Raw genomic sequence first — 25,446 nt, 5'->3', positions numbered from 1 at the left:
TCGTTAAGTTGGGTGGACACCGGGGCGCTTGGGCTTGAACCAGAGCACACCCCAATACACTTTCATCGCCACTATCAGGCCCGCCAACATGGCAGGCCAGCTCAAATCTTCAATCAACCGCGGCGCCGCGAACAACATCGCGATCGTCAGGCCTATCTTGACCATTTCCCACAAAAAGAACCCGAGCACCGCAGCACCCGCATTCATGGAAGACACTTTGCTGGTCAGCCCGCGCACAAAAAGCGCTGCGGGGATCACCACCGCCAGCGCGCCGTAGAACGCCGACCAGGCCACGTTTTGTCTTCCGGTCAGAGCCCAGGCCACACAGGCCACCAGGACTCCGGCCACCAGTTGCCCGACCACCACCCACCAGGGCGACAGCGAAGGACTGGCTTCGCGCAGCTTCTGCGCTTCTTCGCGCGTCAGCGGCTTGAAATTTTCTTCGTCCGCCTCAGTTACCTGAGTCGGAGCCTTTGCCAACGGGAGCACCACCGAATCTGTCATTTTGACCATCACAAATTACGAGCGGGTTACAGGCCGGTTATTAGCAAAGCCCTTGATTATACGTAGAAACCCGCCCGTTTCGGAAAGTCCCTGCACCACGATGTGGCAGCAGGCATGGCCGCGCGGTCCGCAGGGGGACGTTTTGCAGGCGACAATCCGTTTTCCGGCCGCTGCAGCGCCCGCGACAGGCGGGTCATTCCAGCTCTTGCAGCACGCCTTTTTTTGAAAGCCCCCGCATGCCCGCCCTGATGAAATTCCTCCATATCGCCGCTGCCATCGTTTGGCTGGGCGGCATCAGCTTCATGCTGTTTGCGCTGCGGCCTGCCGCGGCCGCGCAGCTCGCCCCGCCGCAGCGCCTGCCATTGATCGCCCTGGTCCTGCAGAAGTTTTTTGTGCTGGTCTGGCCTGCCATTGCGCTGCTGCTGCTCACCGGGCTGGCCATGCTGCTGGCTGTCGGCATGAAAAACGCGCCGCTGGGCTGGCACCTGATGTTCGGCATCGGCCTGCTGATGTTCGCGCTGTTCGGCCATCTTTATTTTGGTCCCTACCGGCGCCTGAAACTGGCTGTGGCCGCCGCGGACTGGCCCGAAGGCGGGCGCCGTGTGGGCCAGATCGCCACGCTGGCCATGAGCAACCTGGTGCTCGGCGCCCTGGCCATTGCGGCCGTGATTTTCTGGGCCTGAGGGTGCAGGCTGCCAGCGTGATGTCGATGGACAAAAATCAATGTTCTCCGTTCAGGGCCCAGCCATGAGCACACGCAGAAAACGCAGCCCGCCACCTCCCTCCTGGACGGACCGCTTCACCAAAGGAATCAGCCGCGAAACACTGGCGGCCCACCCGTGGCTCAAGCCGGTGGCGCATCACCTGCGCGAACCCGGACTCTGGCATGTGCAGCACGAGGCGGTGGCCCGCGGCGTCGCCATCGGCATCTTCTGGGCATTTGCACTGCCTGTCGCCCAGATCCTGGTGGCCGCCGTCCACTGCATCTGGTGGCGCGGCAACATCCCGGTGGCTGCCGGCGTGACGCTGATCACGAATCCGTTCACCGTCGGCTTCTGGCTTTGGCTGGCTTACAAGCTGGGCAGCCTGATCCTGGGGATCTCGCCTCTCGAGGTGGAAGCCGGCAGCGCGGCGCTGGAAGCCGCTTCGGCCAGCGCCGGCTTCGATGTCATGGGCTGGCTGGAGCGCTTTGGCTGGCCGGCGGTGCTCGGCATGGCCATTTTTGCCGTCGGCGGCTCGATCGGCGGCTATGTGCTGGTCAACCTCATCTGGCGCTTTCGCGTCTGGTTCAAGCGGCGCATCCAGCGCCATGGCCGTTAGCCGTTAGCCGTTCGTCCTTAGCCGTTCGTCCTTAGCCGTCAGTACTGCGAAACACGGCCTGCGCGACAATCGTCTCCCACCCCTTTTTTGAGCGACATGATGAGCACCTCCAGCCCCGCCTCGATCACGCCCCTGCCCGCCACACCGTGTTACCTGAACGGCGAATTCACCGCGCTGCGGGACGCCAAGGTCAGTGTGATGGACCGTGGCTTCATCTTCGGTGACGGCGTCTACGAAGTGGTGCCGGTGTACGCCGGTCAGCCCTTCCGCTTTGCCCAGCACATGGCACGGCTGGACCGCAGCCTGGCGGAGGTGCGCATCGCCAACCCATTGACCCACGCCCAGTGGCGCGAAGTCACGCTCAAGCTGGTCGCCGACTACGCGCTGCAGATGCACACCGCGCCGGAAAAAACCGACCAGCTGGTCTACATCCAGATCACCCGCGGCGTGGCGCTGCGCGACCATGTGATGCCGCCCGACCTGACACCCACAGTGTTTGTCATGACCAATACGATGAAGCCCCCGACGCCCGAGCAGCGCGCGCACGGCGTGGCCTGCGTCACCGCCGACGACTTCCGCTGGAGCAAGGCCCACATCAAGAGCACCAGCCTGCTGGGCGCGGTGTTTGCGCGCCAGATCAGTGCCGACGTGGGCGCGGTGGAAACCGTGATGTTTCGCGACGGCTTCCTCAGCGAAGCGGCCGCCTGCAACGTCTGGGTCGTCCAGGGCGGCAAGGTGATGGGCCCGCCCAAGGACAACCTGGTGCTCGAAGGCATTCGTTACGGCCTGATCGAAGAAATCTGCCGCGACGCCGGCATCCCTTTTGAACTGCGCCGGGTCAGCCGCGAGGAAGTTTTCGCCGCCGACGAGTTGCTGCTGTCGTCGGCGACCAAGGAGGTGCTGGCTGTCACCACGCTCGACGGTCAAAGCATAGGCAGCGGCCAGCCCGGCCCGGTGTACGCAAAGCTGCACGCGGCCTACCAGCGCGCCAAGCAGGCGCAGACGGAGCAATCATGAACACCCCACCCAAACCACCACCTCCCGCCGACACCCCGCGCCAGGAATCGCTGATCGAGTACCCGTCGCTGTTTCCCATCAAGGTCATGGGCGAAAAGGTCGACGGGCTGGTGCACGCCATCAGCCTGATCGCACTCCAGTTCGACCCGGTGTTCGATGCCACCACCATCGAGCTGCGCGAAAGCAAGGGCGGCAAATACCTGGGCGTGACCATCACCGTCATGGCCACCTCCCGGGAACAGCTCGACGAGTTGTACCGCACGCTGTCCACCCACCCCATGGTCAAGGTGGTGCTGTAAGGCACCCGCTTGCAAAAGCCTGCCATGTCCTTTGATGTGCGCCAGCTCGGCCGGGTGGACTACCCGCCCACCTATGCAGCCATGCAGGCCTTCACCGCCAGCCGCCGCGACATTGCAAGCCAAACAGGCCTCCAGTCCAATCAGGACTTGCGCGATCAGCTATGGATTTGTGAGCATTCGCCGGTGTACACACAGGGGCTGGCCGGCAAGCCTGACCATGTGCTGGCCCCCGGCGACATTCCGGTGGTGCAGACCGACCGCGGCGGCCAGGTCACGTATCACGGCCCCGGCCAGGTGGTGGCCTACCCGCTGATCGACCTGAAACGCACCGGGTATTTCGTCAAGGAATATGTCTACCGCATCGAAGAGGCGGTCATCAAGACGCTGGGGCATTTCGGCGTGACCGGGCACCGCGTGACGGGCTCGCCCGGCATTTATGTCCGTCTCGCGGACCCGGCCTCGCATGCGGCGCTGAGTGGCCCGCTCAACCCGGCTGACCCTTTCCGCGGCCTGGGCAAGATCGCCGCACTGGGCATCAAGGTCAGCCGGCACTGCACTTACCACGGCGTCGCACTCAATGTGGCGATGGACCTCGAACCCTTCTCGCGCATCAACCCCTGTGGGTATGCGGGGCTGCAAACCACAGACCTTTCTACAATCGGGGTATCGGCCAGCTGGCAGGAGGCCGCGGACGTGCTGGGCCACAAGCTCGTCACCTACCTGACGCCCTGACCACATTCCCTCCAAAGAAGCACACCATGAGCACCCCAGAAACTGTCAATCCTGTTGTTCGCGATATCCAGAGCCAGGAAGACTACAACCCGCTGGCCAAGCAGAAGGCCGCGGCCAAGCTGTCGCGCATTCCGGTCAAGGTGGTGCAGGGCGAGCTGCTCAAGAAGCCCGAGTGGATTCGCGTCAAGGCCGGCAGCCCGAGCACACGCTTTTACGAAATCAAGGACATCCTGCGCAGCAACAAGCTGGTGACGGTGTGCGAGGAAGCGTCCTGCCCCAACATCGGTGAATGTTTCGGCAAGGGCACGGCGACCTTCATGATCATGGGCGACAAATGCACACGCCGTTGCCCCTTCTGCGACGTCGGCCACGGCCGGCCCGACCCGCTGGACGTCAACGAGCCCGAGAACCTGGCCAAGACGATTGCCGCGCTCAAGCTCAAGTACGTGGTGATCACCAGCGTGGACCGCGACGACCTGCGCGACGGCGGCAGCCAGCATTTTGTCGACTGCATCACGCGCATTCGCGAACTCTCGCCGGGCACCACCATCGAGATCCTGGTGCCCGACTTCCGCGGCCGCGATGACCGCGCGCTGGAGATCCTCAAGGCCGCACCGCCCGACGTGATGAACCACAACCTCGAAACCGCGCCGCGCCTGTACAAGGAAGCGCGCCCCGGCTCGGACTACCAGTTCAGCCTGAACCTGCTGAAAAAATTCAAGGCCCTGCACCCCGACGTGCCGACCAAAAGCGGCATCATGGTCGGCCTGGGCGAAACCGATGAAGAAATTCTGCAGGTCATGCGCGACATGCGCGCGCACAACATCGACATGCTGACCATTGGCCAGTACCTCGCGCCCTCGACCAGCCACCTGCCGGTGCGCCGTTATGTGCACCCCGACACCTTCAAGATGTTCGAGCAGGAGGCCTACAAGATGGGCTTCACCCATGCCGCCGTCGGCGCCATGGTGCGCTCGAGCTACCATGCCGACCAGCAGGCCCACGCCGCGGGCGTGGCCGATACCCTCTGAGATCATGAGCGCGCCGCAGGGCTCGCTGTCGCTGCGCCAGTACGGCGCCTCGCCCGGCAGCCATGCGCATCCCCATTTCCAGGTGCTGCTTGGCCTGGACGGCGTGCTGGAACTCGACGTCCAGGGCCGCGGCCAGCGCATCGGCGCCGGCCAGGGCTGCGTGATTGCCCCCGGAGAACGCCACGACTTCGAAGCCCGCAGCGGCAGCCGCTGCCTGGTGCTGGACACCGCACACGCCGGCTGGGCGCATTGCCCGGCCCAGCCCGCGCGGTCCGCACAGGCGCTGGCCCTGGCCCACTACCTGGCACAAGCGCTGCAACACCCGGACAGTCTGGCGCAGCACCACGGCCCGCTGCTGTTGCTGGACGCCTGGCGCGCACCCCACGCCACGCCGAAACGCCAGGAACGACCCATCGACTGGAACCAGCTCGCCGTGTGGACCAGCCAGCACCTGCATGAGCCGCTGAGCGTGGCGCAACTGGCGCGGCAGGTGTGTCTGAGCCCCTCGCGTTTTGCCGAACGCTGCCGTGACGAAACCGGCCTCAGCGTGATGCAGTGGCTGCGCCAGCAGCGGCTGGCGCTGGCCGTGCAGCTGCGTGGCAGCGGCCTTTGTGTGGCCGAAACCGCGCTGCGCTGCGGCTACCTGTCGCCCTCGGCGCTCACGGCCGCCCTGCGCCGGCTGCGTCCCCACTGAGCACAGCCACGCCGTTGTTCTGCGACGGTTCACCCGGCGCGCGCGACGATGCCCTGCGCGACCGGCGACTATGCTCACGCCATGCCTGCCAATCTGTACGCCCTGGGCGCCATCGCCCTATGGGCCAGCCTCGCCTCCCTCGGCGTGTCGCTGCGCCACGTTCCGCCCTTTCTGCTGACCGGCGTCGCCCTGCTGGTCGGCAGCCTGCTCGCGCTGCCCTTTGTGCTCAAAGACAGGCGGCAATGGCGCATTCCGGCCAGCACGCTGCTGCTGGGCGTGTATGGCCTGTTCGGTTTTCATTTCCTGCTGTTCATCGCGCTGCGCCACGCGCCGCCGGTCGAAGCCAACCTCGTCAACTACCTGTGGCCGCTGTTCATGGTGGTGCTGGCGCCGCTGTTTCTGCGCGGCGTGAAGCTGCGTGCGGTGCATGTGGCCGCCGCCCTGCTCGGTTTTGCCGGCGCGGCCATCGCGATTCTGGGCGCGCGCACCGGCAGCGCTGGCGGCGGCTGGGCCTGGGGTTACCTGCCGGCGCTCGCCTCGGCCTTCATCTGGGCCAGTTATTCACTGCTGACAAAACGGGTGGCGCCTTTTCCGACCGCGGCCATCGGCCTGTTCGGCCTGGTCTCGGGCCTGCTCTCGCTGCTGTGCCACTGGGCGCTGGAGCCGGCGGTGGCGCTGTCGGGCCGGGACGCGGTCCTGATCGCGCTGATGGGCCTGGGTCCGCTGGGCGCGGCATTTTTTCTCTGGGACAAGGCGCTCAAGCTCGGCGATGCGCGGCAGATCGGGATCTTGAGTTACCTGACGCCGCTGGGTTCGACCGCGCTGCTGATGCTGGTAAGCGGCCGTTCGTTGTCGTGGAGCATTGGCCTGGCTGCGGGGATGATTATTGGGGCTGCTGTGTTGGGGACTCGAGGGAAAAGTTGATAGAGGCGTCACGCTGCGTCTGGGGTCTGTTCTAGGCAGTAGGCGCAACTCCCCACTCCCACCCCTAACCCCTCCCTCGCCCCGCTGGGCGATGGAGGGGGACCTCATTTGGCCGCGTGTGCTGCTGCCACGTGCATACATGACCGTCCCGTGAGTGACCTGACGCGCTGCGCGCGTCAGGTCTCCCCGAATCCGCTCCCGACCTCATCCCCCACCCTTCCGTATGCGCCGAGGAGCGCAGGGCCAGACGGACAAGGACGGGCGATTGTCTGAGCGAAGCGAGTTCGAGCCCGGCCCCGGCTGGACCGAGCACCGCAGGTTGCCCGCAGCGAAGCGGAGGGACGCAGACAGCAGGGTCGCCTTTTTCTTTGCTTACTTTCTTTTTGGCGACGCAAAAAGAAAGTGAGTTGCCGCCGGGCAACCCCCGGCTTGTTGGTGAACTACAAACAGACGAGGAGCTGAAGTAGTTAGCACATGGTTCCCGGATCAAGTCCGGGACGACAGGTCCCGCCCAAAAACAACCCGAACCCACAACCCCGGCCCCCCATTCCCAACCTCCAGCTGCGTCCCATGCGCCTGCGCCACCAGCTGGCACAGATACATGCCCAGCCCCACGCCGCCGGTGGTGCGCTGGCGTGCGCTGTCGGTGCGGTAGAAAGGTTCGGTCAGGCGGGCCAGCTGTTCGGCATCCACACCTGGACCGAAGTCGCGCACTTCCAGCAGCACGCCGCCGTCCCGGCGGGTGAGCGTGATGCGCGGCGGCTGGCCGGCCTCTGCGCTGTAACGCAAGGCGTTGTCGAGCAGGTTGCGCAGCAGCAGGCGCATGCGCGTGCGGTCCAGCGCCAGCGCGGGCAGGTCCGCGGCCAGGTCCAGCGTCACCGCGGCAGCGTCGGGCATGTCGGCCACCACCTCGCGCACCAGCGCGGCCAGGTCCACCGGCTCGCGCTGCAGCATCGCATGCGGGCTGGCCAGGCGTTCGCTTTCGAGCAGGTCGCTGATCAGGTCGCGCATCTCGTTCAGGTCGCGCAGCAGGGCGGCGCGTTCGGCCTCACCCGCGCCGCAGCCGTCGGCGCTGGTGGGCAGCAGTTCGGCGTTCAGGCGCGCGCGTGTCAGCGGCGAACGCAACTCGTGGCTCAGCGCCAGCAGCAGGCCGCGCTTGGCATCGAGCATGCCCTTGATGTCCTGCGCCATGGTGTTGATGCGTTGCGCCAGGTCACCCAGCTCGTCGCGCCGGCGCAGCGGGATCGGCGTGTCGAAGTCGCCGTGGCCGAAACGTTCTGCCCCCGCGCCGATGTCGTCCAGCGGCCGCAGCAGGTGCCGCACATAAGCATAGGCCGCAGCAATCAGGGCCAGCAGCAGCGCCAGCGTGATCCAGCCAACCGGGCTGTGTGGCCCGCGCTGCCAGGGCACGGTGCCCAGGCCAAAACTCACGCGGTGGCCGTCGGCCGTGGGGCGGCTGAGCCAGTCGCCTGCGCGGCCGCCAAAACCGGGGCGCTCGCGGTGCTCCGGCCGGTCCGGGTGCGACTGCCAGTTCACCCGCGGCCCCTCGATGCGGATGGCAATCGGCAACCGTTCGGCCAGCGCCTGGGCCCGGGCCACGTCGGGCGGCGTGCCGATCTCCTGCACCAGCCGATCCATGTAGTCCGCCACCAGCGGCCGGGCGGCATCGCGCCAGCCGGTGGAAAAAATCCGCTGCATGCCGCCCATGAACACGGCCGCCATGGCCAGCGCCAGCAGCAGGAACACCGTCACCAGCCGCAGCCGCAGCGAATGCCGCCAGCGCCGGCGCGCCGCCGGAGCAGTCGGTGGCTGTGTCATGGCGCGGCCTTGCCCACGGCCAGCGTGTAACCCGCGTTGCGCAGGGTCTTGATGCAGTCGAGCGGCTCCAGCTTCTTGCGCAGCCGGCTCACCACGATGTCGACGGCGCGGGTGTAGAGGTCCGCCTCGTGGCCGCGCAGCCGGTTCAGGATGTCGTCGCGGCTGAACACCTTGCCGGGTTCCGCGGCCAGCAACGCGAGCAGCTCGAACTCGGTGCCCGTCAGGTCCACCGGCTGCCCCTGGCGCAAGACCTCGCGCGCCTCGAGGTCGATCACCAGGTCCTGGAACACCCGGCGCGCCGCCTGCACCGGCGCAGGCGCCACACGCTGACGCCGCAGGATGGTCTGCAGGCGCGCCACCAGCTCGCGCGGCTCGAAGGGTTTGGGCAGGTAGTCGTCGGCGCCGAGCTCCAGGCCGACGACGCGGTCCATGACGTCGCCGCGTGCGGTCAGCATCACCACCGGAATGTCGCTCTCCTTGCGGATCTCGCGGCACAACGCAAAACCGTCCATCTCGGGCAGCATGACGTCGAGGATGGCCGCGTCGTAAGTCGTGGCACGCAGCATGGCCAGCCCCTGGCCGGGTCGCAGGGCGCTGTCGAGCACCAGGCCGAAACGCGCCAGGTAAGTCGCCAGCGGCGCGGCCAGGTGTTCGTCGTCGTCGATCAGCAGGATGCGGGGCATGGGCTCATCATAAGAACTTTGCCCGTCACACCACCACGTCCGACGACTCAGCCATGGCGGCCCCAGCGGCGGCCGCGCTCCATGAACTCGCGCACCTTCTGCTGCTGCTCGGGACGCAGGTTGTCGAAGAAGTCGGCGGCAGCGGCAATCACCGCCGGGCTGCCGGCCTGCAGGGCGGCCGTTTTTTCGTCAATCAGCTTTTTGGCACCGGCCTGGTCGAGCTTGCTGCCGGCAAACAGCGCACGCATGTCGGCACGCGGATCACTGGCACCACGCAGCGCGGCGCGCTGGGCCTGCAGCTTGTCGGCCAGCACCGCCAGCTTCTGCTTCTGCGCCGCGTCCAGGTCCAGCCGGGATCCGATTTTTTCGACCATACGCGCGCGCGATTCCGGCGAAGCTTCGGTGCCGGACTGCCAGCCAGCGGGACCGCGATGCGAACACGCGCCCAGACTGCCGACGATGAGCGCACCGCCAAAGAGGCCTAAAAGTGTTTTCCTGATGAAGCGTTTCATGGGAGGTCCTTGCAAAGAAGTGGAGGAAGCCTGCATGGTGCGCGCGGCGGCGGCGCGGGGGGTTTCACGCCGGTTGCGGTGTGTTTCGCTTTGTTTCGGTGTTGAGTCATTCCGGCATCACGCTGCGCCGGTGGTTCGCTTCGGACAGTAGGTCTGACTCCCCACTCCCTCCCCCCGCCCCTCCCTCGCCCCGCTGGGCGATGGCGGGGAGCTTCATTTGGCCGCGTGTGCTGCTCTCGCGTGCAAACATGACGGTCCCGTACTCCGACGATGACGCGCAAAGCGCGTCATCGTCTCCCCGCATCCGAACCCGCATTTGTTCCCCCACCCGTCGGGCTGGGCCGAGGAGCGCAGGCAAAAGCGGATCAGGGCTCGCGATTGTTTGAGCCGAAGGCGAGTTCGAGCGAGACCCCGCTTTTGTCGAGCACCGCAGGTTGCCCGCAGCGAAGCGAAGGGACCCAGACCATCGGGTCGCCTTCTCTTTGCTTACTTTCTCTTGGCGACGCAAGAGAAAGTGAGTCGCCCGCCGGGGCGAGACCCGGCGAGCAGGCAAACCTGAAATATTGAGGCAACGGCGGCTTCGACGGGCTAAGGCTTCTCTAGAAACAAATTCAGCTCGTAGCCCAATCCCCACAAGCTCCACCAGCTACTATTTCCATAGCTAAATAGACTGCAACATGGAGGCCGGGTCTTCGCTGTCCAGCACCTGGGCCGCCCAGGCTGCAAGCTTGCTGGCATCGGCACGCAGCACCTGCTGCTTGACGGCCAGGATTTGCGAGGGATGCATGGAAAAGCTGCGCAGGCCCAGGCCCAGCAGCAGCCGCGTCATGCTGGTGTCGCCAGCCATCTCGCCGCAGATGCTGACACCCTTGCCCTGCGCATTGCACTCGGCAATGGTGTCGGCAATCAGGCGCAGCACCGCCGGGTGGCAGGGGTCGTACAGGTGCGAGACGGCCTCGTCGGCGCGGTCGATCGCCAGCGTGTACTGGATCAGGTCGTTGGTGCCGATCGAGAGGAAATCGAAGTATTTCAGGAACAGCTTGAGCGTGAGCGCGGCCGCCGGAATTTCAATCATCGCCCCCAGCCGCACCGGCCCATAGGCCATGCCCTTGTTGTCGAGCTCGGCGCGTGCATGGTCGAGAAGCGACAGGGTCTGGCGGATCTCGCTGCCGTGGGCGAGCATGGGCACCAGCAGGTTGACCTGGCCGTGCACCGCCGCGCGCAGGATGGCGCGCAACTGCGTCAAAAACATCGGCGGGTCCGCCAGGCTCCAGCGGATGGCGCGCAGGCCCAGCGCCGGGTTCAGCTGGCCGTCCTGCACCCGCCCTGCGAGTTTGTCCAGCGGCTTGTCCGAGCCGATATCCACCGTGCGAATCGTCACCGGCAGGCCGCGCATGCCTTCGATAGCCTTGCGGTAAGCCAGGTACTGCTCCTGCTCGCCGGGCAGGTTGCCGGGCCGGCCCATGAAGAGGAATTCGCTGCGAAACAGGCCGACGCCGACCGCGCCCACGGCCACCGCGCCGGCGGTGTCATCGGGCATTTCGATGTTGGCGAGCAACTCGACCTTCTGGCCGTCGATCGTCAGCGAGGGCGTGTGTTTGAGCCGGTTCAGGCGCTGGCGTTCGAGCTCGCCCTGGCGCTGCTTGAAGCCGTATTCGGCCAGGATGATGGGTGAGGGATCGACAATCAGCACGCCGGCGTCGCCGTCGATGATGACCCAGTCGTCCTGCTCGATCAGCTGGCTGGCGCTGCGCGCGCCCACCACCGCCGGAATGTCCAGGCTGCGCGCCACGATGGCAGTGTGCGAGGTCTTGCCGCCCACGTCGGTCGCAAAACCGACAAACAGGCTTTGCTTGAACTGCAGCATGTCGGCCGGCGAGATGTCGTGTGCGATCAGCACCAGCGGCACGTCCATGGTGTCATCCAGCAGCAGGTCCTGCTGGCGCGGCTGCCGGTTTGCGGCGGATTGCGCGGCCGGCAGCACCGGCGAGGCCACGCCCTTCATGAACCCGAGGATGCGTTCAACCACCTGCTCCAGGTCGGCCTTGCGCTCGCGCAGGTACTCGTCTTCCATCTCGTCGAACTGCCGTGCGATGATTTCGTACTGCGTGGTCAGCGCCCACTCGGCGTTGTAGAGCCGGTCCACGATCCAGTGCTTGACGCCGCTGATCAGCTGTTCGTCCTGCAGCAGCATCAGGTGCACGTCGAGCAGCGCGGAGAGTTCGTGCGGCGCGTCCTTGGGCAGGTCGCGCTGCACCCGGGTGATTTCCTCGGACACCGCATCGCGCGCCACGCGCAGGCGCTGGATTTCCTCCACCGTCTTCGAGGCCTCGATGAAGTAATGCGCCACGTCGGCCCGGCTCGACGCCACCAGCACGGCGCGGCCAATCGCCACCCCGCGCGAGACAGCCAGGCCGTGGACCGAGAAGGTCAAGTCACTCTCCTTCGCCGAACTTGTCGGCGATGAGTGCCAGCAGCGCCTCCATCGCGGCCTGCTCCTCGGGCCCGTCGGTTTCGATGTCCACGGTGCTGCCGATGCCGGCGGCCAGCATCATCACGCCCATGATGCTTTTGGCGTTGACGCGGCGCTCGCCCTTGGCGATCCAGATCTCGCAGGGAAAGCTGCCGGCGAGCTTGGTCAGCTTGGCCGAGGCGCGGGCATGCAGGCCGAGTTTATTGTTGATGGTCGTGCTGGTCTTGATCATGGTTTCTGCGTACCTGGTTCTGCGGTGCGGTGATGGCCACCTGCATCACGCCCTGCGTTCCGCCCATCACCGCCCGGGCCACCAGCGCGTCCAGCGGCTCGTGCCGGTAGGACACGGTGCGCAGCAGCATGGGCAGGTTGACGCCGGTGATCAGCTTGGAATGCACCCCATCGACCAGCTTCTGCGCCACGTTGCAGGGCGTGGCGCCAAACACGTCGGCCAGCACCAGCGCGTGCGAGGTGCCCATCTGCTTGAACACAATGCGCGCCTGCGCCAGGGTTTCTTCGGGCGGCATGTTGGGCTGCACGTCCAGCGCGGCCACACTGGCCGGGTTGTCGGGAAAAACATGCAGAACACATTGCCGCAGGGCCGAAGCCAGCGGAGCGTGGGCGATGATGAGAATGCCGTTCATTGCGGTGAATTATCGGGGGTGGGGTCTGCTTTGGCGCCGTGGAAGAAGGCATACGATGCGAGACAACAACACAAAAACACGGCCAGCGCCGCTTGGAAGCTGGCCACTTCGGCCAGCCCCATGGCCTGAAAAACGTCGATCAGCAGGCCGATGCCCCACTGCATGACAAACACACCGGCAAAAATCACCAGGTTGTAGGCGGTCAGCGCGCGCCCGGCCAGCACCTGCGGAAACGCCATCCCCACGGCCGGCTGGGCCAGGCCCAGCACGCTGGAGCTCATGCAAAACAGCGCCCAGCCGACCCAGCCGGTGGCCGGGCCGGCCGCGATATTGACAGCGAGCACCACCAGGCTGACCGGCACGCCCCAGGTGATCAGGCGGTTGGCGCTCCAGCCATGCTGAGCGAGCCACGGGTTGACCAGCCCCCAGGCCCAGAAAGTGAGCAGCATGCAGGCATTGATCCAGAACAGACCGGTGGCCGCCTGCAGCGGCGTGTAGCCTGCCACCCGGACCATCCACGGCCCGGCCCACAGGGTCTGCAGCGCGATCACGCCGCCATAGTGGAAAAAGGCCACCGGCGACATTTTCTGGAAATAGCGGCTGCGCCAGACCTGGGCGTAACTGGCCTGCTGAAGCGGCACGGTGGGAGAGACCGCCGCGGAGGCGACCTTCCATGACGGGACCACCCAGGCAATCGCCACCATGGACAACAGGATCAGCGCCGCGAGAATCCAGAACAGCGGCCGCCAGCCGGTCAGCGGCATCAGCCACTGCACCGGCAGGGTGGACGCCAGCATGCCGAGCGAGCCGGTCATCAGCATCCAGGAGTTGGCGCGCAGCAAGGTGCCGGCGTCAAACCAGCGGCGGTAACCGGTCAGCGGCGCCATCAGGCAGGCGCTGACGCCCATGCCTAGCAGCACGCGGGCGATCAGCAGGCCGGCGAAGCTGGTCGCCATTGAAAACGCCAGGCAGGCCAGCACCGCCAGCCCCAGAAAATACAGGATCACGCGTTTGGGCCCATGCCGGTCCAGCCAGGTGCCCAGCGGGAGCTGGGTCACGGCAAACCCCAGGAAATACCCGCCGGCCAGCAGCCCCAGGTCGCGCGCATGCAATGAAAACTCCTGCGTCAGCACCGGCGACAGCGTGGCCGTGATGGCCCGCACCAGCGTCGAGCAGAAGTAGGCTGCGGCAAACGCCAGAAACACCACGATGGCGGCACGCCGGCTCAGGAGGCCGGACGCGGCAGCGGCGGCCGGCAAGCGCCCGGCGTCCCGAACGGCGCCCATCAGCGGGGAGTTCCGGCGTCCAGCTTGAGGCTGGAGAAGAAGGTTTCGGCCACCTCGGGATCCATCTTGTCGGCGTAGATCACCGCCTGAAAAACCTGCCGGCCCTGTGAAAAATACGCCGCCTGGCTTTGCACCGCCCGGCCGTCGTTACGCTGGCCGCTGGCCCGCACCCGCACCGCCGGCGGCAGCGCGTCCGCGCCGGGCAGCTTCAGCGGGCTGGTTTGCCCGCCGCCGGCAGCCTTGAGGTTGGCCAGCGTGGCGGTTTGCCAGCCCGCCAGCACCGCCGCCGCTTGCGCCGCGTCGTCCAGCGTGGCCACCGCGACCGCAAAGGTGGCGTCGCCGGCATCGCAGCCCAGCATGGCCAGCTCGGTCGGCCGCCCGCCCAGCGGCACGCTGCGCTGGGCCTTGTCGGGTTTGCAGGGAAGTAACAGGCTCAGCGCAGTGTTGTCCGGCCGGACTTCGCGCCAGTTGAAAACGGGGTTGCACGCCGTGAGCAGCAGCAGGCCCGCTGCCAGCACGCCGGCCGTCACACGGGTCATCGAAAGGTTCAGCAGGAAAGTCATGAAAGGGGCCACCGGCGCTCGGGTCTTTGGGGGGAAGAGGATCTCTGACTTTACAGCGATTCGCGAGAACAACCTGTTTTGGGGCGTTCCGGCGCTGCAGGCCGGCGACGCACCGATTTGGCGCCTGGCCAGCCTTAGCCCGTGATGCACCGCGCACCAAGCTGGGCACGATGTTTGCTCGTCAACTGCCATGTTTGCAGAAACCGCCCCGCTGCCCGCACCCCTGCACCTGCCTGGCGCCGACCAGCCGGTCTGGCGCGACAAGCTTTCGCAGCTGCTGGAATCCACCGGCGAAGGCATTTTCGGCATCGACATGGACGGCTGCTGCACCTTCATCAACCGCGCTGGCGCCGAACAGCTCGGTTTTGCCCCTGGCGAGGTGCTGGGCAAAAACATGCACGAGCTGGCGCATCACAGCCACGCCGACGGCGCGCACTACCCCGAGCACCTGTGCCCCATCTTCAACGCCTTCCGCATGGCCCTGCCCTGCCGCATCGACACCGAGCTGTTCTGGCGCCGCGACGGCAGCGCGTTTGCGGTCGAATATTCGTCCTACCCCATCGTCGATGGCGGCGTGGTGCAGGGCGCGGTGGTGACCTTTGTGGATATCTCGGCGCGCAAGCGGGCCGAGGAAGCCCTGCGCCACGCCAACGACGTGCTGGAGCAGCGCGTCAGTGAGCGCACACAGGCGCTGTCCGAGGCACTGCAGCAACTGCGCGAACTCTCGGCCTACACCCACACGGTGCGCGAGGAAGAGCGCACCCGCATCGCGCGCGAGGTGCACGACGAGCTCGGCAGCCTGCTGGTGGCGCTGAAGATGGACGTGGGCTGGCTCGACAAACGCCTGGGCGAACAGCAGCAGCGGGAACCCGTGGAGGCGCAGGCCATGCGCGACACCATGCGCCACAAGTGCCAGAACATGGGCCGGTTGATCGAGGCCGCGGTGGACAACGTGGGCCGCATCATCACCGACCTGCGCCCCAGCATCCTCGACCACCAAGGCCTGTGGGCCGCGCTGGACTGGCAGGCGCATGAGTTCGTGCAGTCGGCCGAACTCGAACTCGACTGGCAAATGGACGTGGAGCAGGCCGTGCCGCTGCCCGAGCCCTCGGCCATGGCGATTTTCCGCATCTTCCAGGAAATGCTCAGCAACGTCGGCCGCCACGCACAGGCCAGCCACCTCGCCGTCACCATCCTGGCCACGGCCGGCGAAATCAGCATCCGCGTGCAGGACAACGGCAAGGGCGCAGCCGCCGCCGCCTTTGAAGCGGCCAATGCCTACGGCGTGATGGGCATGCGCGAACGCGCGCGGCACCTTGGCGGCAGCCTGGAGATTTCAAGCCAAATTGGCCACGGGTCCTTGTTCCACCTGCGCATACAGCTACCAAAACAATAGCAACATGACCACCCTGAACATCCTGATCGGCGACGACCACCGCATCGTGCGCGAGGGCCTGAAACAGGTGCTGGCCGACGCCCCCGAGATCGCCGTGGTGGCCGAAGCCGAGACCGGCCCCGACATTCTCGAGAAGGTCGAGGCGCTGGGCGGCCCCGCCGGGCTGGCTGCCGTGCTGCTCGACATTGCGCTGCCGGGCCGCGACGGCATGGACGTGCTGCAGGCCCTCAAAAAAGCCTGGCCGCAGCTGCCGGTGCTGATGCTCAGCACCTATCCGGAGAAGCAGTACGCGGTGCGCTGCATCAAGCTGGGCGCGGCCGGTTACCTGAACAAAAGCGCGCACCCCGACGACATGATTGCCGCGGTGCGCAAGGTCGCGACCGGCGGCATGTACGTTTCAGCCGTCACCGCCGAGGCCCTGGCCAGCGCGGTCGGCGGCAGCGGCGGGCGCAGCGGCGCCGAAGCCCTGTCGCACCGCGAGCACCAGGTGTTCCGCCTGCTGACGGCGGGCAAGTCGGTCGGCGAGATCGGCACGCAATTGGGCCTGGCGTCCAACACCGTCAGCACCTACCGCCTGCGCATCCTGGAAAAAACCGGCACCAAGAACGACGTGGAACTCGCGCTGTACGCCGAGCGCCACGCCAACACGCCGGCCGGCGCCTGAGCCGCGCCTTTGTCCTACGGCCACTTGGGTGGCCGCTGACTACCAAGCTGGCTTCAGCGCGCCATGCTGGCTGCAGACGGCGCCGCCGGCCTAAGCCAAGCAACCCAAGGAGAATTTCCATGACAACCGTCAACGACGTGATGACCCGCAACGTGCGAACTATGACCCCCAGCGATACCGTGGCCAGTGCCGCCAAAGCCATGGACGAAATCAACGTGGGTGTGATCCCCGTGTGCGAGGGCGACAAGCTGGTCGGCATGGTGACCGACCGTGACATCGTGGTGCGCGCCGTGGCGCAAGGCCTGGACGGCAACACCCCGCTGTCCAAGGTGATGAGCACCGACGTGCGCACCGCCCGCGAAACCGACGACCTGGACACGGTCCTCGCCGACATGGCGGCCAGCCAGATCCGCCGCCTGCCGGTGCTGGATGGCGAAGAGCGCATGGTCGGCATCATTTCCATCGGCGACATCGCGGTCAAGGGGCAGGACGAAGAAGACGTCGGCCAGTCGCTGGCCGATATCTCCTCACCTGCCTGAGCCAACCCGACCCACTTCCTGGTCATTGCGGGCTTGACCCGCAATCCATGCCTCGTGCGCCCGCTTGCGGTGGAACGTGCGCATGGATCCCGGATCGAGTCCGGGATGACAAGCATGCTGGCATGCGCTAATTTGGTGCAGCGAGCCTAAACGGCCTCGCGTTGCCCATCTGTTCTGACACCGTTCCCGCTGTAAAGCAGCCGCCACAAGCGCGCCCCGTCCGCAAAACACCGCCCACGGCACCCGTTTTGTAGTGCCCGCCCTACACCGCGTCATTCCATCAACAGCGAAATACGGCGCAGACCGCACTCCCGGCCAAAGTGGCCCGCTGCTTGCAAGACATCCGCATCTTCAACTGAAAGGTGTGCGCCATGTCCGACTACTTCTCGCCTTACGACGCCGACAAACCGCTGATGCTCAAGTGCAGCTGCGGCAAGGACCACACGGTGGCCGACCACCACGCCGCCGTTGCTGCCGACAGCGCCGCCATCGAGTTGCGCCGCCGCAGCCAGACCAGCGAGTTCGAGGCTTACTCCAACGAGTTCATTGAAGCCACCCTGGTCAAGGCCCTGTTCCCGCAGGACGAAGTGCGCCGCCGCTTCCTGCGCGCCGTCGGCAAGGGCACGGCCATGGCCGCGATCGCCAGCGTGCTGCCGGTCGGCACCATGCAGGCCCTGGCGCAGGACGCCGGCAAAAAACCCGGCACCCTGGAAAAAACCAACCTGAAGATCGGCTTCATTCCCATCACCTGCGCCACGCCGCTGATCATGGCGCACCCGCTGGGCTTTTACAAACAGCAGGGCCTCAACGTCGAAGTGACCAAGACCGCCGGCTGGGCGCTGATCCGCGACAAGATGATCAACAAGGAATACGACGCGACGCACTTCCTGTCGCCGATGCCGCTGGCCATCTCCATGGGTCTGGGCTCCAACGCCACGCCGATGAACGTGGCGACCATCCAGAACATCAACGGCCAGGCCATCACGATGGCGCTCAAGCACAAGGACAACCGCGATCCGAAAAACTGGAAGGGCTTCAAGTTCGCGATTCCCTTCGAGTTCTCGATGCACAACTTTTTGCTGCGCTACTACCTGGCTGAAGCCGGCCTGAACCCCGACACCGACGTGCAGTTGCGCGTGGTGCCGCCGGCCGAGATGGTGGCCAACCTGCGCGCCGGCAACATCGACGGTTTCCTTGGCCCCGATCCTTTCAACCAGCGCGCCGTGTACGAGGAAGTCGGGTTCATCCACGTGCTGACGCGTGACCTGTGGAACGGCCACCCCTGCTGCGCCTTCGGCACCTCGACAGAGTTCATCCAGAAGAACCCCAATACCTTTGCCGCGCTGTATCGCTCGGTGCTGACGGCCGCCGCCATGGCGCGCGACCCGAAAAACCGCGAGCTGATCGCCAAGGTGATCGCCCCGGCGCAGTACCTGAACCAGCCCGAAGCCGTGCTGAACCAGGTGCTGACCGGCAAGTTTGCCGACGGCCTGGGCAACATCAAGAACGTGCCGGATCGCGCCGACTTCGACCCGATGCCGTGGCAGTCGATGGCGGTATGGATGCTCACGCAGATGAAGCGCTGGGGCTACGTCAAAGGCGAAGTCAACTACAAGCAGATCGCCGAGAAGGTCTTCCTGATCACCGACGCCAAGAAGTACATGAAGGAACTCGGTCAAGCGACGCCCGAAGGCGCTTACCCCAAGTTCAAGATCATGGGCAAGGAGTTCGACGCAGCCAAGGCGGATGCCTATGCGAAGAGCTTCCCGATCAACAAGATTTCATGAGCAATCACGTGACCATGCTTCTGCTTGTGCCATCCGTCATTGCGGGCTTGACCCGCAATCCATGTCCGCCTCTCACCGCGGCCAAGGCATGGACCCCGGATCGAGTCCGGGGTGACAGCCTTTGTGAGATCACCAGCGACGCTGCGACTTCCTGACACCACCATGAATATTTTCAAAACCCTCGGCTTTCGCGCAGCCATCGTCTCCCTCGTGATTTTCGTGGCCTTTATCGCCATCTGGTCGGCCGCCACCAATGCCCCGGCAAGCACCGGTGGCAACGTCACCGGCATGACGGCCGAGCAGATCGAGTACCAGAAGATGATGGGCAAGGACCCGGGCGCCGGCAAGGCCTCGGGCTTCCCGACCCCCGGGCAGATGGGCAAGACCTTTGTCGACCAGCTCAGCGACCCGTTTTACGACCGCGGCCCCAACGACAAGGGCATTGCCATCCAGCTCGGGCATTCGCTGGGCCGCGTTGCGCTGGGCTTCCTGCTGGCCTGCGTGGTGGCGATTCCTTTGGGCTTCGTCATTGGCATGTCGCCGCTGCTGCGCCGCGCACTCGACCCCTTCATCCAGGTGCTTAAACCGATCTCGCCGCTGGCCTGGATGCCGCTGGCGCTGTACACCATCAAGGACTCGTCCACCTCGGGCATCTTCGTGATTTTTATCTGCTCGGTCTGGCCGATGCTGATCAACACCGCCTTTGGTGTGTCGGCGGTCAAGCGTGAATGGCTCAACGTCGCCAAGACGCTGGAAGTCAAGCCGCTGCGCAAGGCCTTCCTCGTCATCCTGCCGGCCGCCGCGCCGACCATCCTGACCGGCATGCGCATCTCCATGGGCATCGCCTGGCTGGTGATCGTCGCTGCCGAGATGCTGGTGGGCGGTACCGGCATCGGCTACTTTGTCTGGAACGAATGGAACAACCTCTCGCTGACCAACGTGATTTTTGCCATCGTCGTGATCGGCGTGATGGGCATGCTGCTGGACCTGATGTTTGCGCAGATGCAGAAGTGGGTGACCTATGCTGAATAATTCCGCCCCGGCCGCTACCGGCCGCCCCTTCCTGCAGGTCGAAGGCCTGGCCAAGTCCTACCCCGGCACCACCGAGCCGGTGTTCGACGAAGTCAACTTCAGCATCAACCGCGGCGAGTTCGTCTGCATCATCGGGCACTCGGGCTGCGGCAAGACCACCATCCTCAACGTGCTCGCAGGGCTGGAGACAGCCAGCGCCGGCCATGTCTTCATGGACGGCCGCGAGGTCGCCGGTCCCAGCCTGGAGCGCGGCGTGGTCTTCCAGGGCCATGCGCTCATGCCCTGGCTCACCGTGCGCAAGAACATTGCTTTTGCGGTGCGCTCCAAATGGCCGGACTGGACCAGCGCCCAGGTCGATACCCATGTGCAGAAATACGTGGCGCTGGTCGGCCTGTCGGGCGCCATCGACAAGAAACCCTCGGCGCTGTCGGGCGGCATGAAGCAGCGCGTCGGCATTGCGCGCGCCTTTGCGATCGAGCCCAAGATGCTGCTGCTCGACGAGCCCTTCGGCGCACTCGACGCGCTGACGCGCGGCACCATCCAGGACGAGCTGCTGGCCATCGTGCGCGAGACGCAGCAAACGGTGTTCATGATCACGCACGACGTGGACGAGGCCGTGCTGCTGGCCGACAAGATCCTCCTGATGAGCAACGGCCCGCAGGCGCGCGTGGCCGAGATCGTGCGCAACACCATGCCGCGCGACCGCCAGCGCGCCACCGTGCACCACGACCCGCAGTACTACCCGCTGCGCAACCACCTGGTGGACTTTCTGGTGGCGCGCTCCAAGGACCTGTCGCACGGCAAGGCGCCGGCGCACCCGCCCACGGTGGAGCCCGGGCGCGGCGCGCTGGCCGACGCGCCGCCCTCCGTCACTTTGAAAGCCGTCGCATGAGCATGACCGATCAAGCCCGCCCGCCGTTGCCGCCCTTCACGCTGGAAAGCGCCAAGGAAAAAGTGCAGAAGGCCGAAGACGCCTGGAACAGCTGCGACCCCGACCGCGTGGCGCTGGCCTACACCGAAGACTCGGTCTGGCGTAACCGCGCCGACTTCTTCTCGGGCCGGCCCATGATCCGCGAGTTTCTGAAACGCAAGTGGGCCAAGGAGCTGGACTACCGGCTCAAGAAGGAACTCTGGGCTTTTACCGGCCACCGCATCTCGGTGCGTTTCGAGTACGAATGGCACGACGACGCCGGCTTCTGGTTCCGCTCCCACGGCAACGAGCAATGGGAGTTTGACGAACTGGGCCTGATGCAACGCCGCGAGGCCAGCATCAACGACGTGCCGATCAAGCAAGACGACCGCAAGTTCCACTGGCCCCGCCCTGTGGCCCCCTGATCACCCTTTTTCTTTTCAACACGGAGAACAACACCATGAACCGCAACGACATCACCGAAAAAATCATCACCGTCAAAGTCAGCAAGGGCATCACCTGGGAATCGGTCGCCAAGAAGGTCGGCCTCAGCAAGGAGTGGACAACCGCCGCCTGCCTGGGCCAGATGACGCTGGATGAGAAGCAGGCCAAAGTCGTCGGCAAGATTTTCGGGTTGACTGCGGAAGAGCAGAAGTGGCTGCAGGTCGTGCCCTACAAGGGATCGCTGCCCACGCCCGTGCCCACCGACCCACTGATCTACCGCTGGTACGAAATCGTCAGCGTCTACGGCACGACGATCAAGGAACTGATCCACGAAGAGTTCGGCGACGGCATCATGAGCGCGATTGATTTCTCGATGGACATCGTGCGCACGCCGGACCCCAAGGGTGATCGCGTGAATGTGGTGTTGTCTGGCAAGTTTTTGCCGTACAAAACTTATTGATTGCGCTGACCCGGGGTGCCGTCTGGCACCCTGGCGTCGCGCGTCGAAAGTCTAGAGCCCTTTAACCCTGCATGCAATCAGCAGCAGGCCAAAACCAATAATCCACGACCAGGTCGCAATCGGCGCGCCCAGGCGGACTACGCCAAATTGCGCGAGCAGGGCAACAATAAACAGCACCAGAGAAATCACCCACACGACGAAGGTCGGAGCTTTGCCGGAGAAGTTGCGCATGGTGATTCCTTGTGGGTGTGGATATGAAGCAAGCCGATTGTGAGACTGGTAGCCTGCCGGTTTTCCATAAAGGCGCAACGTCTTACATCGTCGCGGGGCGCGCGGCTACGTGCTGGATTTGGACGCTGAGTGGTGGAGCTAACTCTCGAGCCAACCAGTCGAGCAGATCTAGTGGTCTGTTACCGGCGCTCCGGTTGTGCGGGGGTTAACCCCGCCGGGCGATGGAATGAACTCGTTGAACCTGGTTAGCGTACAGGTCAAGCCAGGTCTTTGCGCCTGCTTGCAGTTGCATGAGTCGCGTAGTTGGTGCCATTTCAACGGCGCCTGGCGTGAGCTTCAAGAAGCGTCTAACGGCTGATGCGGCGTGACCCGGCAAGGTACCCTCATTAAAAATCAACATGTAGAAGACCAACGGCCCAAAGATATTGATTCTGAGGGTATAGAAGTCGCAACGCGGATCGAAACCGTAGCAGATACGGACTAGAAAGGGATTTAACGTGCTGGAGCCGCGCGCCGCAGTCCGGAACGGTTCCACGTTAAGTTGTGATTGATCCAGCGCGACCGAAGATGCGAGGTATGCCGCGGTGGCTACTCTGTAGCGCGATGGCACTTCCGCAGCTCCAAGTATGAATGCGATGTGTTCTTCAAAGAGGTGGCTATGAGCTCCATCTGTTCTAGAAGAATTGAACGATATCTTTAAAAGCCAGCGAAGCAGTAGTGCGTAGTCATACTGAAGGGTTACCGTCCTCTTTAAGTAGTTGTGGACAAGTATCCCGGACTCGCTCAGTAAATTTTTGCCGTAGGCATCAAGCTCACCGAGTACCCTATTGTTACAGTCGGCACAGACATCCTTCACCTTGGCTTCACCGCCCACCATCTTTTCGATGACTTCGTTCCAGCCGATGAAGCTACCGCCAGCCTGCTTTTGAAGTGCATACATGAAGGCAGGGATGACGTGTTCTCGTGTGGCCGGTCGGTCTTGTTTGCAGTAGGCACAGGTCGGCATTGCTAGGTCTAAATTAAGAGATCAGCATTTGCCGCAGGCGGTTTCTGGAAAGAGCGCTCAGCCCGCGTCCTTGCTGAGCTTAAACAACATCCCGACGGGCGAGCGTTTGAGTGTGGTCGTTTCATCTGCCAAATCCCTAATCGACTTAGGAATGTCGCGGAGTTTGGGGGCCTTCAGCAGTTGGTCAGCTGCCAATGCAGCTAGACCCCAAACTGGAGTCCCTGTTGCCGCGGCCGTGGCGGCCAACGATCCTACGACTACCCATGACCCGATGTCGCTACCGGCGAACTTCCATTTCTTTTCGGCAAGAGTCTCAATATTCTTCTGGTGCTCTGTGAAAGCCGCGTGAATGTTGTCAAACACACGATCACTTGTTCGGTGAAAGTTCGTCGGATCAGCGGTAGCAAGTTCCTCTATGCCTTTAGCCAGAATATTGCGTACGTCGTTGAGTGCCCCAGCTTTCCTCACTTCAATAAGTGCCGCTGGGGGAACACGACCGAGCCACCTCATCTCGCTCGAAGCGAGCGTCTGAAGGCCTCGGACCGTGTGAATATCTCGCAAACCATCGATCTCTGAGGCCTGCACTGCGTCGTACTCCAGCTTCCAGACGAGGTACTGCCAAGATGTTGGAGCATCCAACACTGGCGTGCCGCGCAGGCGACGTGCCTTGACTAAAAGCTCATTACTTGTGCTCATCCTGCCGAGTGCTTGCGACGCCAGAATGACTCCAGGATTAGTTGTACCAAGGAGGCCCGAATACACGTCACTTCGCGTTGCCCGCTCTAGTTGTTCGACGAAGGATCCCTCCCAGTCAGTGTCAAACAAAACTCGCTCGTGATCGCGAACCTCGGTAGCAGCTCGTTCAACTGTGTCTAGGTCCTCGCAAAAATCCATCATCTCTTCAAACGACCCGAACTGTCGTCCGAATACTCGGGCGCCGTGAAGCACGGCGTCTTGCTGCCCAAGTTTGTAGAAATACTGCTTTTCGTCATCTTCAAGGGCAGAAGCATCTGGAAGTATGACGACTATAGGTGGATCAATGTCCGCACATGCCAAATCGCGGTATTGAAGGAGATTGAGAGCGTGCTTGATGAGATAGTAGGTCTTCTTCTCCTCTGACATTCGCTCGAACATGTGTTTAGAACGAAGATACGGATCAGGAAGAACAAGTGTGTCCGTGTAAAGCGAACATTTTGAAGCGATGTTCTCTTCGGATGATGGAAATAGATCGCCGCCGAAAACGCCTTTCAGCGACTCATTCATGTCTTCTACGTGAGCGGTGGCAACCGGACCAGCCGAGGCCCAGAAGTCTTCGATGACCTTGAGAAACTCTTGAAGATTACGGTTTAGTTCGGCGACGGTTGACGGAGTTCTAGAAAGCGCGATCCCGGCATCGTGAGGCGTTAGCCCGCGATCAACCATCACTTTGAAGAACCTACCGAAGTTCTGCTCGAGGAAATCAAAGTAGGTCTTTTGAATCTCCGCGAGCGATGCGGACTTCTTCATCTCTTCGCGATCATGCATTGCCTCAACGGCAAGTGCCATTGAACGCACTCGACCATCAACGGTTGATAGATCGACTGTGCCGTCGGGTGCGCTTCGTACCCGCTTAAGGCTTTCGATAACCTCAAGGCCCTCGGCTATGCGAATTTTGCCAGCCTCGAACTGCTTTTTGAGTATCTGAAGTCTGCGCTGGAGGCGGGCCTCGTAGGCCTTCTGTTCATCGGTTGGTCTTTCTGACATGACGTTCTGAGGTAACGTTTGACTTAAGCGGCGCCGTCAGGCGTCGGCTTTAAGGGAAGGTTAGAACTCACGCCCTGCGAATAGCGCTGCAATAAGGAGGTCTCCGCCGACTTTTTATTCTCCTGCACAGCGAGCGCAGCCTCGAATTCCTTTGGCGACACGGTGAGGCCCTCTGACCGAGCGTTTACTTTCGCGTATTCGATGTTGATGCGCTCAATGTTTTGAGACAGCTCTTGCAGCGGAAGCAGGCCATCAAAAAATAGTGCCAGAAGTCTTTCACATTCTCGCGCGATGCCAAGGTACTCATTGCCGACTGCCCTGTGCTCCATGTACTGCTTCTCAAAATTGAAGAACGTTTGAATGGCTCCCAAGCCTGCAGCTACTAAGGTTAGGGTCGCGCCACTCCACTTTGCCCATTGTGGAAACGCCCCGTCTTCACCTAGAAAAGCAAATAGAACTGAGCCAAGCGCAATGTTTATTAGAACCACTGGGATGCCGAACGTCACATGGTGCTTGCGGCCACGATTTCCGGCTTGGAAATGCTTGTGTTTGCCAAGGTGCGCGTTCCATCGAAGCTTGTCGAGAATTTCGACTGTGTATGCGACGCCGTTCATGTGTTCTAACTTAATGTAGGGCGCGAGGCCTGCGATACAGCCTGGCGCTTGCGGTGTAACTTGGACATGTAATCCCCTTGGAATGGCCCTGTATTGGCATTGCGAGGAGTTGGACCGAAT

29 protein-coding genes are annotated in these 25,446 nt (G+C 63.8%); 16 read left to right on the top strand and 13 right to left on the bottom strand.

Translation table 11 applies throughout. The annotated features are described in order from the left end of the window. Positions 1-3: 3 nt before the first annotated feature. Positions 4-513: an ATP synthase subunit I gene (locus AAG813_RS07980; RefSeq protein ID WP_341913673.1), complete on the bottom strand. Its 510-nt coding sequence runs from the start codon at positions 511-513 to the stop codon at positions 4-6. A gap of 227 nt (positions 514-740) precedes the next feature. Between AAG813_RS07980 and AAG813_RS07975 the strand changes: the two genes are divergently transcribed. The 8 genes from AAG813_RS07975 (at position 741) to AAG813_RS07940 (ending at position 6,521) form a co-directional block, all read left to right on the top strand. Further along, a complete protein-coding gene (locus AAG813_RS07975; RefSeq protein WP_341913671.1) occupies positions 741-1,187 on the top strand; it encodes a CopD family protein in 447 nt (148 codons plus the stop codon). Between the two features lie 64 nt (positions 1,188-1,251). Beyond that, on the top strand, positions 1,252-1,824 hold the full coding sequence (locus tag AAG813_RS07970; protein WP_341913669.1) for a DUF2062 domain-containing protein: 573 nt from the start codon (positions 1,252-1,254) through the stop codon (positions 1,822-1,824). A 99-nt stretch (positions 1,825-1,923) separates the two neighbouring features. Next, on the top strand, positions 1,924-2,841 hold the full coding sequence (locus tag AAG813_RS07965; RefSeq protein WP_341913667.1) for a D-amino acid aminotransferase: 918 nt from the start codon (positions 1,924-1,926) through the stop codon (positions 2,839-2,841). Next, positions 2,838-3,140, top strand: a complete 303-nt coding sequence (locus AAG813_RS07960) for a DUF493 family protein (protein ID WP_341913665.1) — start codon at positions 2,838-2,840, stop codon at positions 3,138-3,140. Before AAG813_RS07965 ends, AAG813_RS07960 begins: the two co-directional genes overlap by 4 nt. Positions 3,141-3,164: 24 nt before the next feature. Further along, positions 3,165-3,872: a lipoyl(octanoyl) transferase LipB gene (lipB, locus tag AAG813_RS07955; RefSeq protein ID WP_341913663.1), complete on the top strand. Its 708-nt coding sequence runs from the start codon at positions 3,165-3,167 to the stop codon at positions 3,870-3,872. 26 nt (positions 3,873-3,898) lie between these two features. Continuing rightward, positions 3,899-4,903, top strand: coding sequence for a lipoyl synthase (gene lipA, locus AAG813_RS07950; RefSeq protein ID WP_341913661.1), 1,005 nt, complete (start codon positions 3,899-3,901; stop codon positions 4,901-4,903). A gap of 4 nt (positions 4,904-4,907) precedes the next feature. Further along, positions 4,908-5,597: an AraC family transcriptional regulator gene (locus tag AAG813_RS07945; protein WP_341913658.1), complete on the top strand. Its 690-nt coding sequence runs from the start codon at positions 4,908-4,910 to the stop codon at positions 5,595-5,597. A gap of 81 nt (positions 5,598-5,678) precedes the next feature. Next, positions 5,679-6,521: a DMT family transporter gene (locus AAG813_RS07940; RefSeq protein ID WP_341913657.1), complete on the top strand. Its 843-nt coding sequence runs from the start codon at positions 5,679-5,681 to the stop codon at positions 6,519-6,521. A 486-nt stretch (positions 6,522-7,007) separates the two neighbouring features. Here AAG813_RS07940 and AAG813_RS07935 read toward each other — a convergent pair whose 3' ends face one another. The 8 genes from AAG813_RS07935 to AAG813_RS07900 form a co-directional block, all read right to left on the bottom strand. Then, positions 7,008-8,339, bottom strand: a complete 1,332-nt coding sequence (locus AAG813_RS07935) for a HAMP domain-containing sensor histidine kinase (RefSeq protein ID WP_341913655.1) — start codon at positions 8,337-8,339, stop codon at positions 7,008-7,010. Beyond that, positions 8,336-9,022, bottom strand: coding sequence for a response regulator transcription factor (locus tag AAG813_RS07930; RefSeq protein ID WP_341913653.1), 687 nt, complete (start codon positions 9,020-9,022; stop codon positions 8,336-8,338). The genes AAG813_RS07935 and AAG813_RS07930 overlap by 4 nt, the downstream gene beginning before the upstream one ends. A 47-nt stretch (positions 9,023-9,069) precedes the next feature. After that, positions 9,070-9,534, bottom strand: coding sequence for a Spy/CpxP family protein refolding chaperone (locus AAG813_RS07925; RefSeq protein ID WP_341913651.1), 465 nt, complete (start codon positions 9,532-9,534; stop codon positions 9,070-9,072). Positions 9,535-10,195: 661 nt separating this feature from the next. Further along, positions 10,196-11,968, bottom strand: a complete 1,773-nt coding sequence (gene ptsP, locus AAG813_RS07920; protein WP_341913649.1) for a phosphoenolpyruvate--protein phosphotransferase — start codon at positions 11,966-11,968, stop codon at positions 10,196-10,198. A gap of 1 nt (position 11,969) precedes the next feature. Next, a complete protein-coding gene (locus tag AAG813_RS07915) occupies positions 11,970-12,239 on the bottom strand; it encodes an HPr family phosphocarrier protein (RefSeq protein ID WP_341913647.1) in 270 nt (89 codons plus the stop codon). After that, on the bottom strand, positions 12,208-12,651 hold the full coding sequence (locus AAG813_RS07910) for a PTS fructose transporter subunit IIA (RefSeq protein ID WP_096671163.1): 444 nt from the start codon (positions 12,649-12,651) through the stop codon (positions 12,208-12,210). Before AAG813_RS07910 ends, AAG813_RS07915 begins: the two co-directional genes overlap by 32 nt. Next, on the bottom strand, positions 12,648-13,937 hold the full coding sequence (locus tag AAG813_RS07905) for an MFS transporter (protein ID WP_341913644.1): 1,290 nt from the start codon (positions 13,935-13,937) through the stop codon (positions 12,648-12,650). Before AAG813_RS07905 ends, AAG813_RS07910 begins: the two co-directional genes overlap by 4 nt. Beyond that, positions 13,937-14,500, bottom strand: coding sequence for a hypothetical protein (locus tag AAG813_RS07900; RefSeq protein ID WP_341913642.1), 564 nt, complete (start codon positions 14,498-14,500; stop codon positions 13,937-13,939). Before AAG813_RS07900 ends, AAG813_RS07905 begins: the two co-directional genes overlap by 1 nt. 190 nt (positions 14,501-14,690) lie before the next feature. On the opposite strand from AAG813_RS07900, the gene AAG813_RS07895 reads away from it, so the two are divergent. The 8 genes from AAG813_RS07895 to cynS all read left to right on the top strand — a co-directional run bounded on the left by AAG813_RS07895 (position 14,691) and on the right by cynS (position 21,732). Continuing rightward, on the top strand, positions 14,691-15,896 hold the full coding sequence (locus AAG813_RS07895; protein WP_341913640.1) for a PAS domain-containing sensor histidine kinase: 1,206 nt from the start codon (positions 14,691-14,693) through the stop codon (positions 15,894-15,896). A gap of 4 nt (positions 15,897-15,900) precedes the next feature. Beyond that, the gene (locus tag AAG813_RS07890; protein WP_341913638.1) at positions 15,901-16,560 is read left to right on the top strand and encodes a response regulator transcription factor; all 660 of its coding nucleotides are present in this window, start codon (positions 15,901-15,903) and stop codon (positions 16,558-16,560) included. Positions 16,561-16,679: 119 nt separating this feature from the next. Next, the gene (locus AAG813_RS07885) at positions 16,680-17,099 is read left to right on the top strand and encodes a CBS domain-containing protein (protein ID WP_341913636.1); all 420 of its coding nucleotides are present in this window, start codon (positions 16,680-16,682) and stop codon (positions 17,097-17,099) included. 371 nt (positions 17,100-17,470) lie between these two features. Continuing rightward, positions 17,471-18,886: a CmpA/NrtA family ABC transporter substrate-binding protein gene (locus AAG813_RS07880; protein ID WP_341913634.1), complete on the top strand. Its 1,416-nt coding sequence runs from the start codon at positions 17,471-17,473 to the stop codon at positions 18,884-18,886. A 162-nt stretch (positions 18,887-19,048) separates the two neighbouring features. Beyond that, positions 19,049-19,918, top strand: coding sequence for a nitrate ABC transporter permease (ntrB, locus tag AAG813_RS07875; protein ID WP_341913632.1), 870 nt, complete (start codon positions 19,049-19,051; stop codon positions 19,916-19,918). Next, positions 19,908-20,810, top strand: a complete 903-nt coding sequence (locus tag AAG813_RS07870) for an ABC transporter ATP-binding protein (RefSeq protein ID WP_341913630.1) — start codon at positions 19,908-19,910, stop codon at positions 20,808-20,810. Before ntrB ends, AAG813_RS07870 begins: the two co-directional genes overlap by 11 nt. Beyond that, positions 20,807-21,253 (top strand): nuclear transport factor 2 family protein, encoded by a 447-nt coding sequence (locus tag AAG813_RS07865; protein ID WP_341913627.1) that lies wholly within the window; start codon positions 20,807-20,809, stop codon positions 21,251-21,253. The genes AAG813_RS07870 and AAG813_RS07865 overlap by 4 nt, the downstream gene beginning before the upstream one ends. A 35-nt stretch (positions 21,254-21,288) precedes the next feature. Then, positions 21,289-21,732 (top strand): cyanase, encoded by a 444-nt coding sequence (gene cynS, locus AAG813_RS07860; RefSeq protein ID WP_096671147.1) that lies wholly within the window; start codon positions 21,289-21,291, stop codon positions 21,730-21,732. A gap of 51 nt (positions 21,733-21,783) precedes the next feature. On the opposite strand, the gene AAG813_RS07855 is transcribed toward cynS, so the two are convergent. From AAG813_RS07855 to AAG813_RS07840, 4 genes are all read right to left on the bottom strand, one after another. After that, positions 21,784-21,963, bottom strand: a complete 180-nt coding sequence (locus AAG813_RS07855) for a hypothetical protein (RefSeq protein WP_341913624.1) — start codon at positions 21,961-21,963, stop codon at positions 21,784-21,786. Between the two features lie 205 nt (positions 21,964-22,168). After that, entirely contained in the window at positions 22,169-22,903 is a 735-nt protein-coding gene (locus AAG813_RS07850) for a hypothetical protein (protein ID WP_341913622.1), read from the bottom strand. 123 nt (positions 22,904-23,026) lie between these two features. Further along, a complete protein-coding gene (locus AAG813_RS07845; RefSeq protein ID WP_341913620.1) occupies positions 23,027-24,712 on the bottom strand; it encodes a hypothetical protein in 1,686 nt (561 codons plus the stop codon). A 23-nt stretch (positions 24,713-24,735) separates the two neighbouring features. After that, positions 24,736-25,326: an SLATT domain-containing protein gene (locus AAG813_RS07840; protein WP_341913618.1), complete on the bottom strand. Its 591-nt coding sequence runs from the start codon at positions 25,324-25,326 to the stop codon at positions 24,736-24,738. Positions 25,327-25,446: the final 120 nt, after the last annotated feature.

This window comes from Polaromonas sp. YR568, assembly GCF_943371715.1.
Classification (GTDB): domain Bacteria; phylum Pseudomonadota; class Gammaproteobacteria; order Burkholderiales; family Burkholderiaceae_C; genus Polaromonas.
Note: the sequence above shows the minus strand (reverse complement) of the source record. Positions and strands in the feature narration are given on the sequence as shown.

Excerpts from the sequence above, each read along its gene's own strand:
- AAG813_RS07980 (WP_341913673.1), bottom strand. The coding sequence starts at position 513 with ATGGTCAAAATGACAGATTCGGTGGTGCTCCCGTTGGCAAAGGCTCCG.
- AAG813_RS07975 (WP_341913671.1), top strand. The coding sequence starts at position 741 with ATGCCCGCCCTGATGAAATTCCTCCATATCGCCGCTGCCATCGTTTGG.
- AAG813_RS07970 (WP_341913669.1), top strand. The coding sequence starts at position 1,252 with ATGAGCACACGCAGAAAACGCAGCCCGCCACCTCCCTCCTGGACGGAC.
- AAG813_RS07965 (WP_341913667.1), top strand. The coding sequence starts at position 1,924 with ATGAGCACCTCCAGCCCCGCCTCGATCACGCCCCTGCCCGCCACACCG.
- AAG813_RS07960 (WP_341913665.1), top strand. The coding sequence starts at position 2,838 with ATGAACACCCCACCCAAACCACCACCTCCCGCCGACACCCCGCGCCAG.
- lipB (WP_341913663.1), top strand. The coding sequence starts at position 3,165 with ATGTCCTTTGATGTGCGCCAGCTCGGCCGGGTGGACTACCCGCCCACC.
- lipA (WP_341913661.1), top strand. The coding sequence starts at position 3,899 with ATGAGCACCCCAGAAACTGTCAATCCTGTTGTTCGCGATATCCAGAGC.
- AAG813_RS07945 (WP_341913658.1), top strand. The coding sequence starts at position 4,908 with ATGAGCGCGCCGCAGGGCTCGCTGTCGCTGCGCCAGTACGGCGCCTCG.
- AAG813_RS07940 (WP_341913657.1), top strand. The coding sequence starts at position 5,679 with ATGCCTGCCAATCTGTACGCCCTGGGCGCCATCGCCCTATGGGCCAGC.
- AAG813_RS07935 (WP_341913655.1), bottom strand. The coding sequence starts at position 8,339 with ATGACACAGCCACCGACTGCTCCGGCGGCGCGCCGGCGCTGGCGGCAT.
- AAG813_RS07930 (WP_341913653.1), bottom strand. The coding sequence starts at position 9,022 with ATGCCCCGCATCCTGCTGATCGACGACGACGAACACCTGGCCGCGCCG.
- AAG813_RS07925 (WP_341913651.1), bottom strand. The coding sequence starts at position 9,534 with ATGAAACGCTTCATCAGGAAAACACTTTTAGGCCTCTTTGGCGGTGCG.
- AAG813_RS07915 (WP_341913647.1), bottom strand. The coding sequence starts at position 12,239 with ATGATCAAGACCAGCACGACCATCAACAATAAACTCGGCCTGCATGCC.
- AAG813_RS07910 (WP_096671163.1), bottom strand. The coding sequence starts at position 12,651 with ATGAACGGCATTCTCATCATCGCCCACGCTCCGCTGGCTTCGGCCCTG.
- AAG813_RS07905 (WP_341913644.1), bottom strand. The coding sequence starts at position 13,937 with ATGGGCGCCGTTCGGGACGCCGGGCGCTTGCCGGCCGCCGCTGCCGCG.
- AAG813_RS07900 (WP_341913642.1), bottom strand. The coding sequence starts at position 14,500 with ATGACTTTCCTGCTGAACCTTTCGATGACCCGTGTGACGGCCGGCGTG.
- AAG813_RS07895 (WP_341913640.1), top strand. The coding sequence starts at position 14,691 with ATGTTTGCAGAAACCGCCCCGCTGCCCGCACCCCTGCACCTGCCTGGC.
- AAG813_RS07890 (WP_341913638.1), top strand. The coding sequence starts at position 15,901 with ATGACCACCCTGAACATCCTGATCGGCGACGACCACCGCATCGTGCGC.
- AAG813_RS07885 (WP_341913636.1), top strand. The coding sequence starts at position 16,680 with ATGACAACCGTCAACGACGTGATGACCCGCAACGTGCGAACTATGACC.
- AAG813_RS07880 (WP_341913634.1), top strand. The coding sequence starts at position 17,471 with ATGTCCGACTACTTCTCGCCTTACGACGCCGACAAACCGCTGATGCTC.
- ntrB (WP_341913632.1), top strand. The coding sequence starts at position 19,049 with ATGAATATTTTCAAAACCCTCGGCTTTCGCGCAGCCATCGTCTCCCTC.
- AAG813_RS07870 (WP_341913630.1), top strand. The coding sequence starts at position 19,908 with ATGCTGAATAATTCCGCCCCGGCCGCTACCGGCCGCCCCTTCCTGCAG.
- AAG813_RS07865 (WP_341913627.1), top strand. The coding sequence starts at position 20,807 with ATGAGCATGACCGATCAAGCCCGCCCGCCGTTGCCGCCCTTCACGCTG.
- cynS (WP_096671147.1), top strand. The coding sequence starts at position 21,289 with ATGAACCGCAACGACATCACCGAAAAAATCATCACCGTCAAAGTCAGC.
- AAG813_RS07855 (WP_341913624.1), bottom strand. The coding sequence starts at position 21,963 with ATGCGCAACTTCTCCGGCAAAGCTCCGACCTTCGTCGTGTGGGTGATT.
- AAG813_RS07850 (WP_341913622.1), bottom strand. The coding sequence starts at position 22,903 with ATGTATGCACTTCAAAAGCAGGCTGGCGGTAGCTTCATCGGCTGGAAC.
- AAG813_RS07845 (WP_341913620.1), bottom strand. The coding sequence starts at position 24,712 with ATGTCAGAAAGACCAACCGATGAACAGAAGGCCTACGAGGCCCGCCTC.
- AAG813_RS07840 (WP_341913618.1), bottom strand. The coding sequence starts at position 25,326 with ATGAACGGCGTCGCATACACAGTCGAAATTCTCGACAAGCTTCGATGG.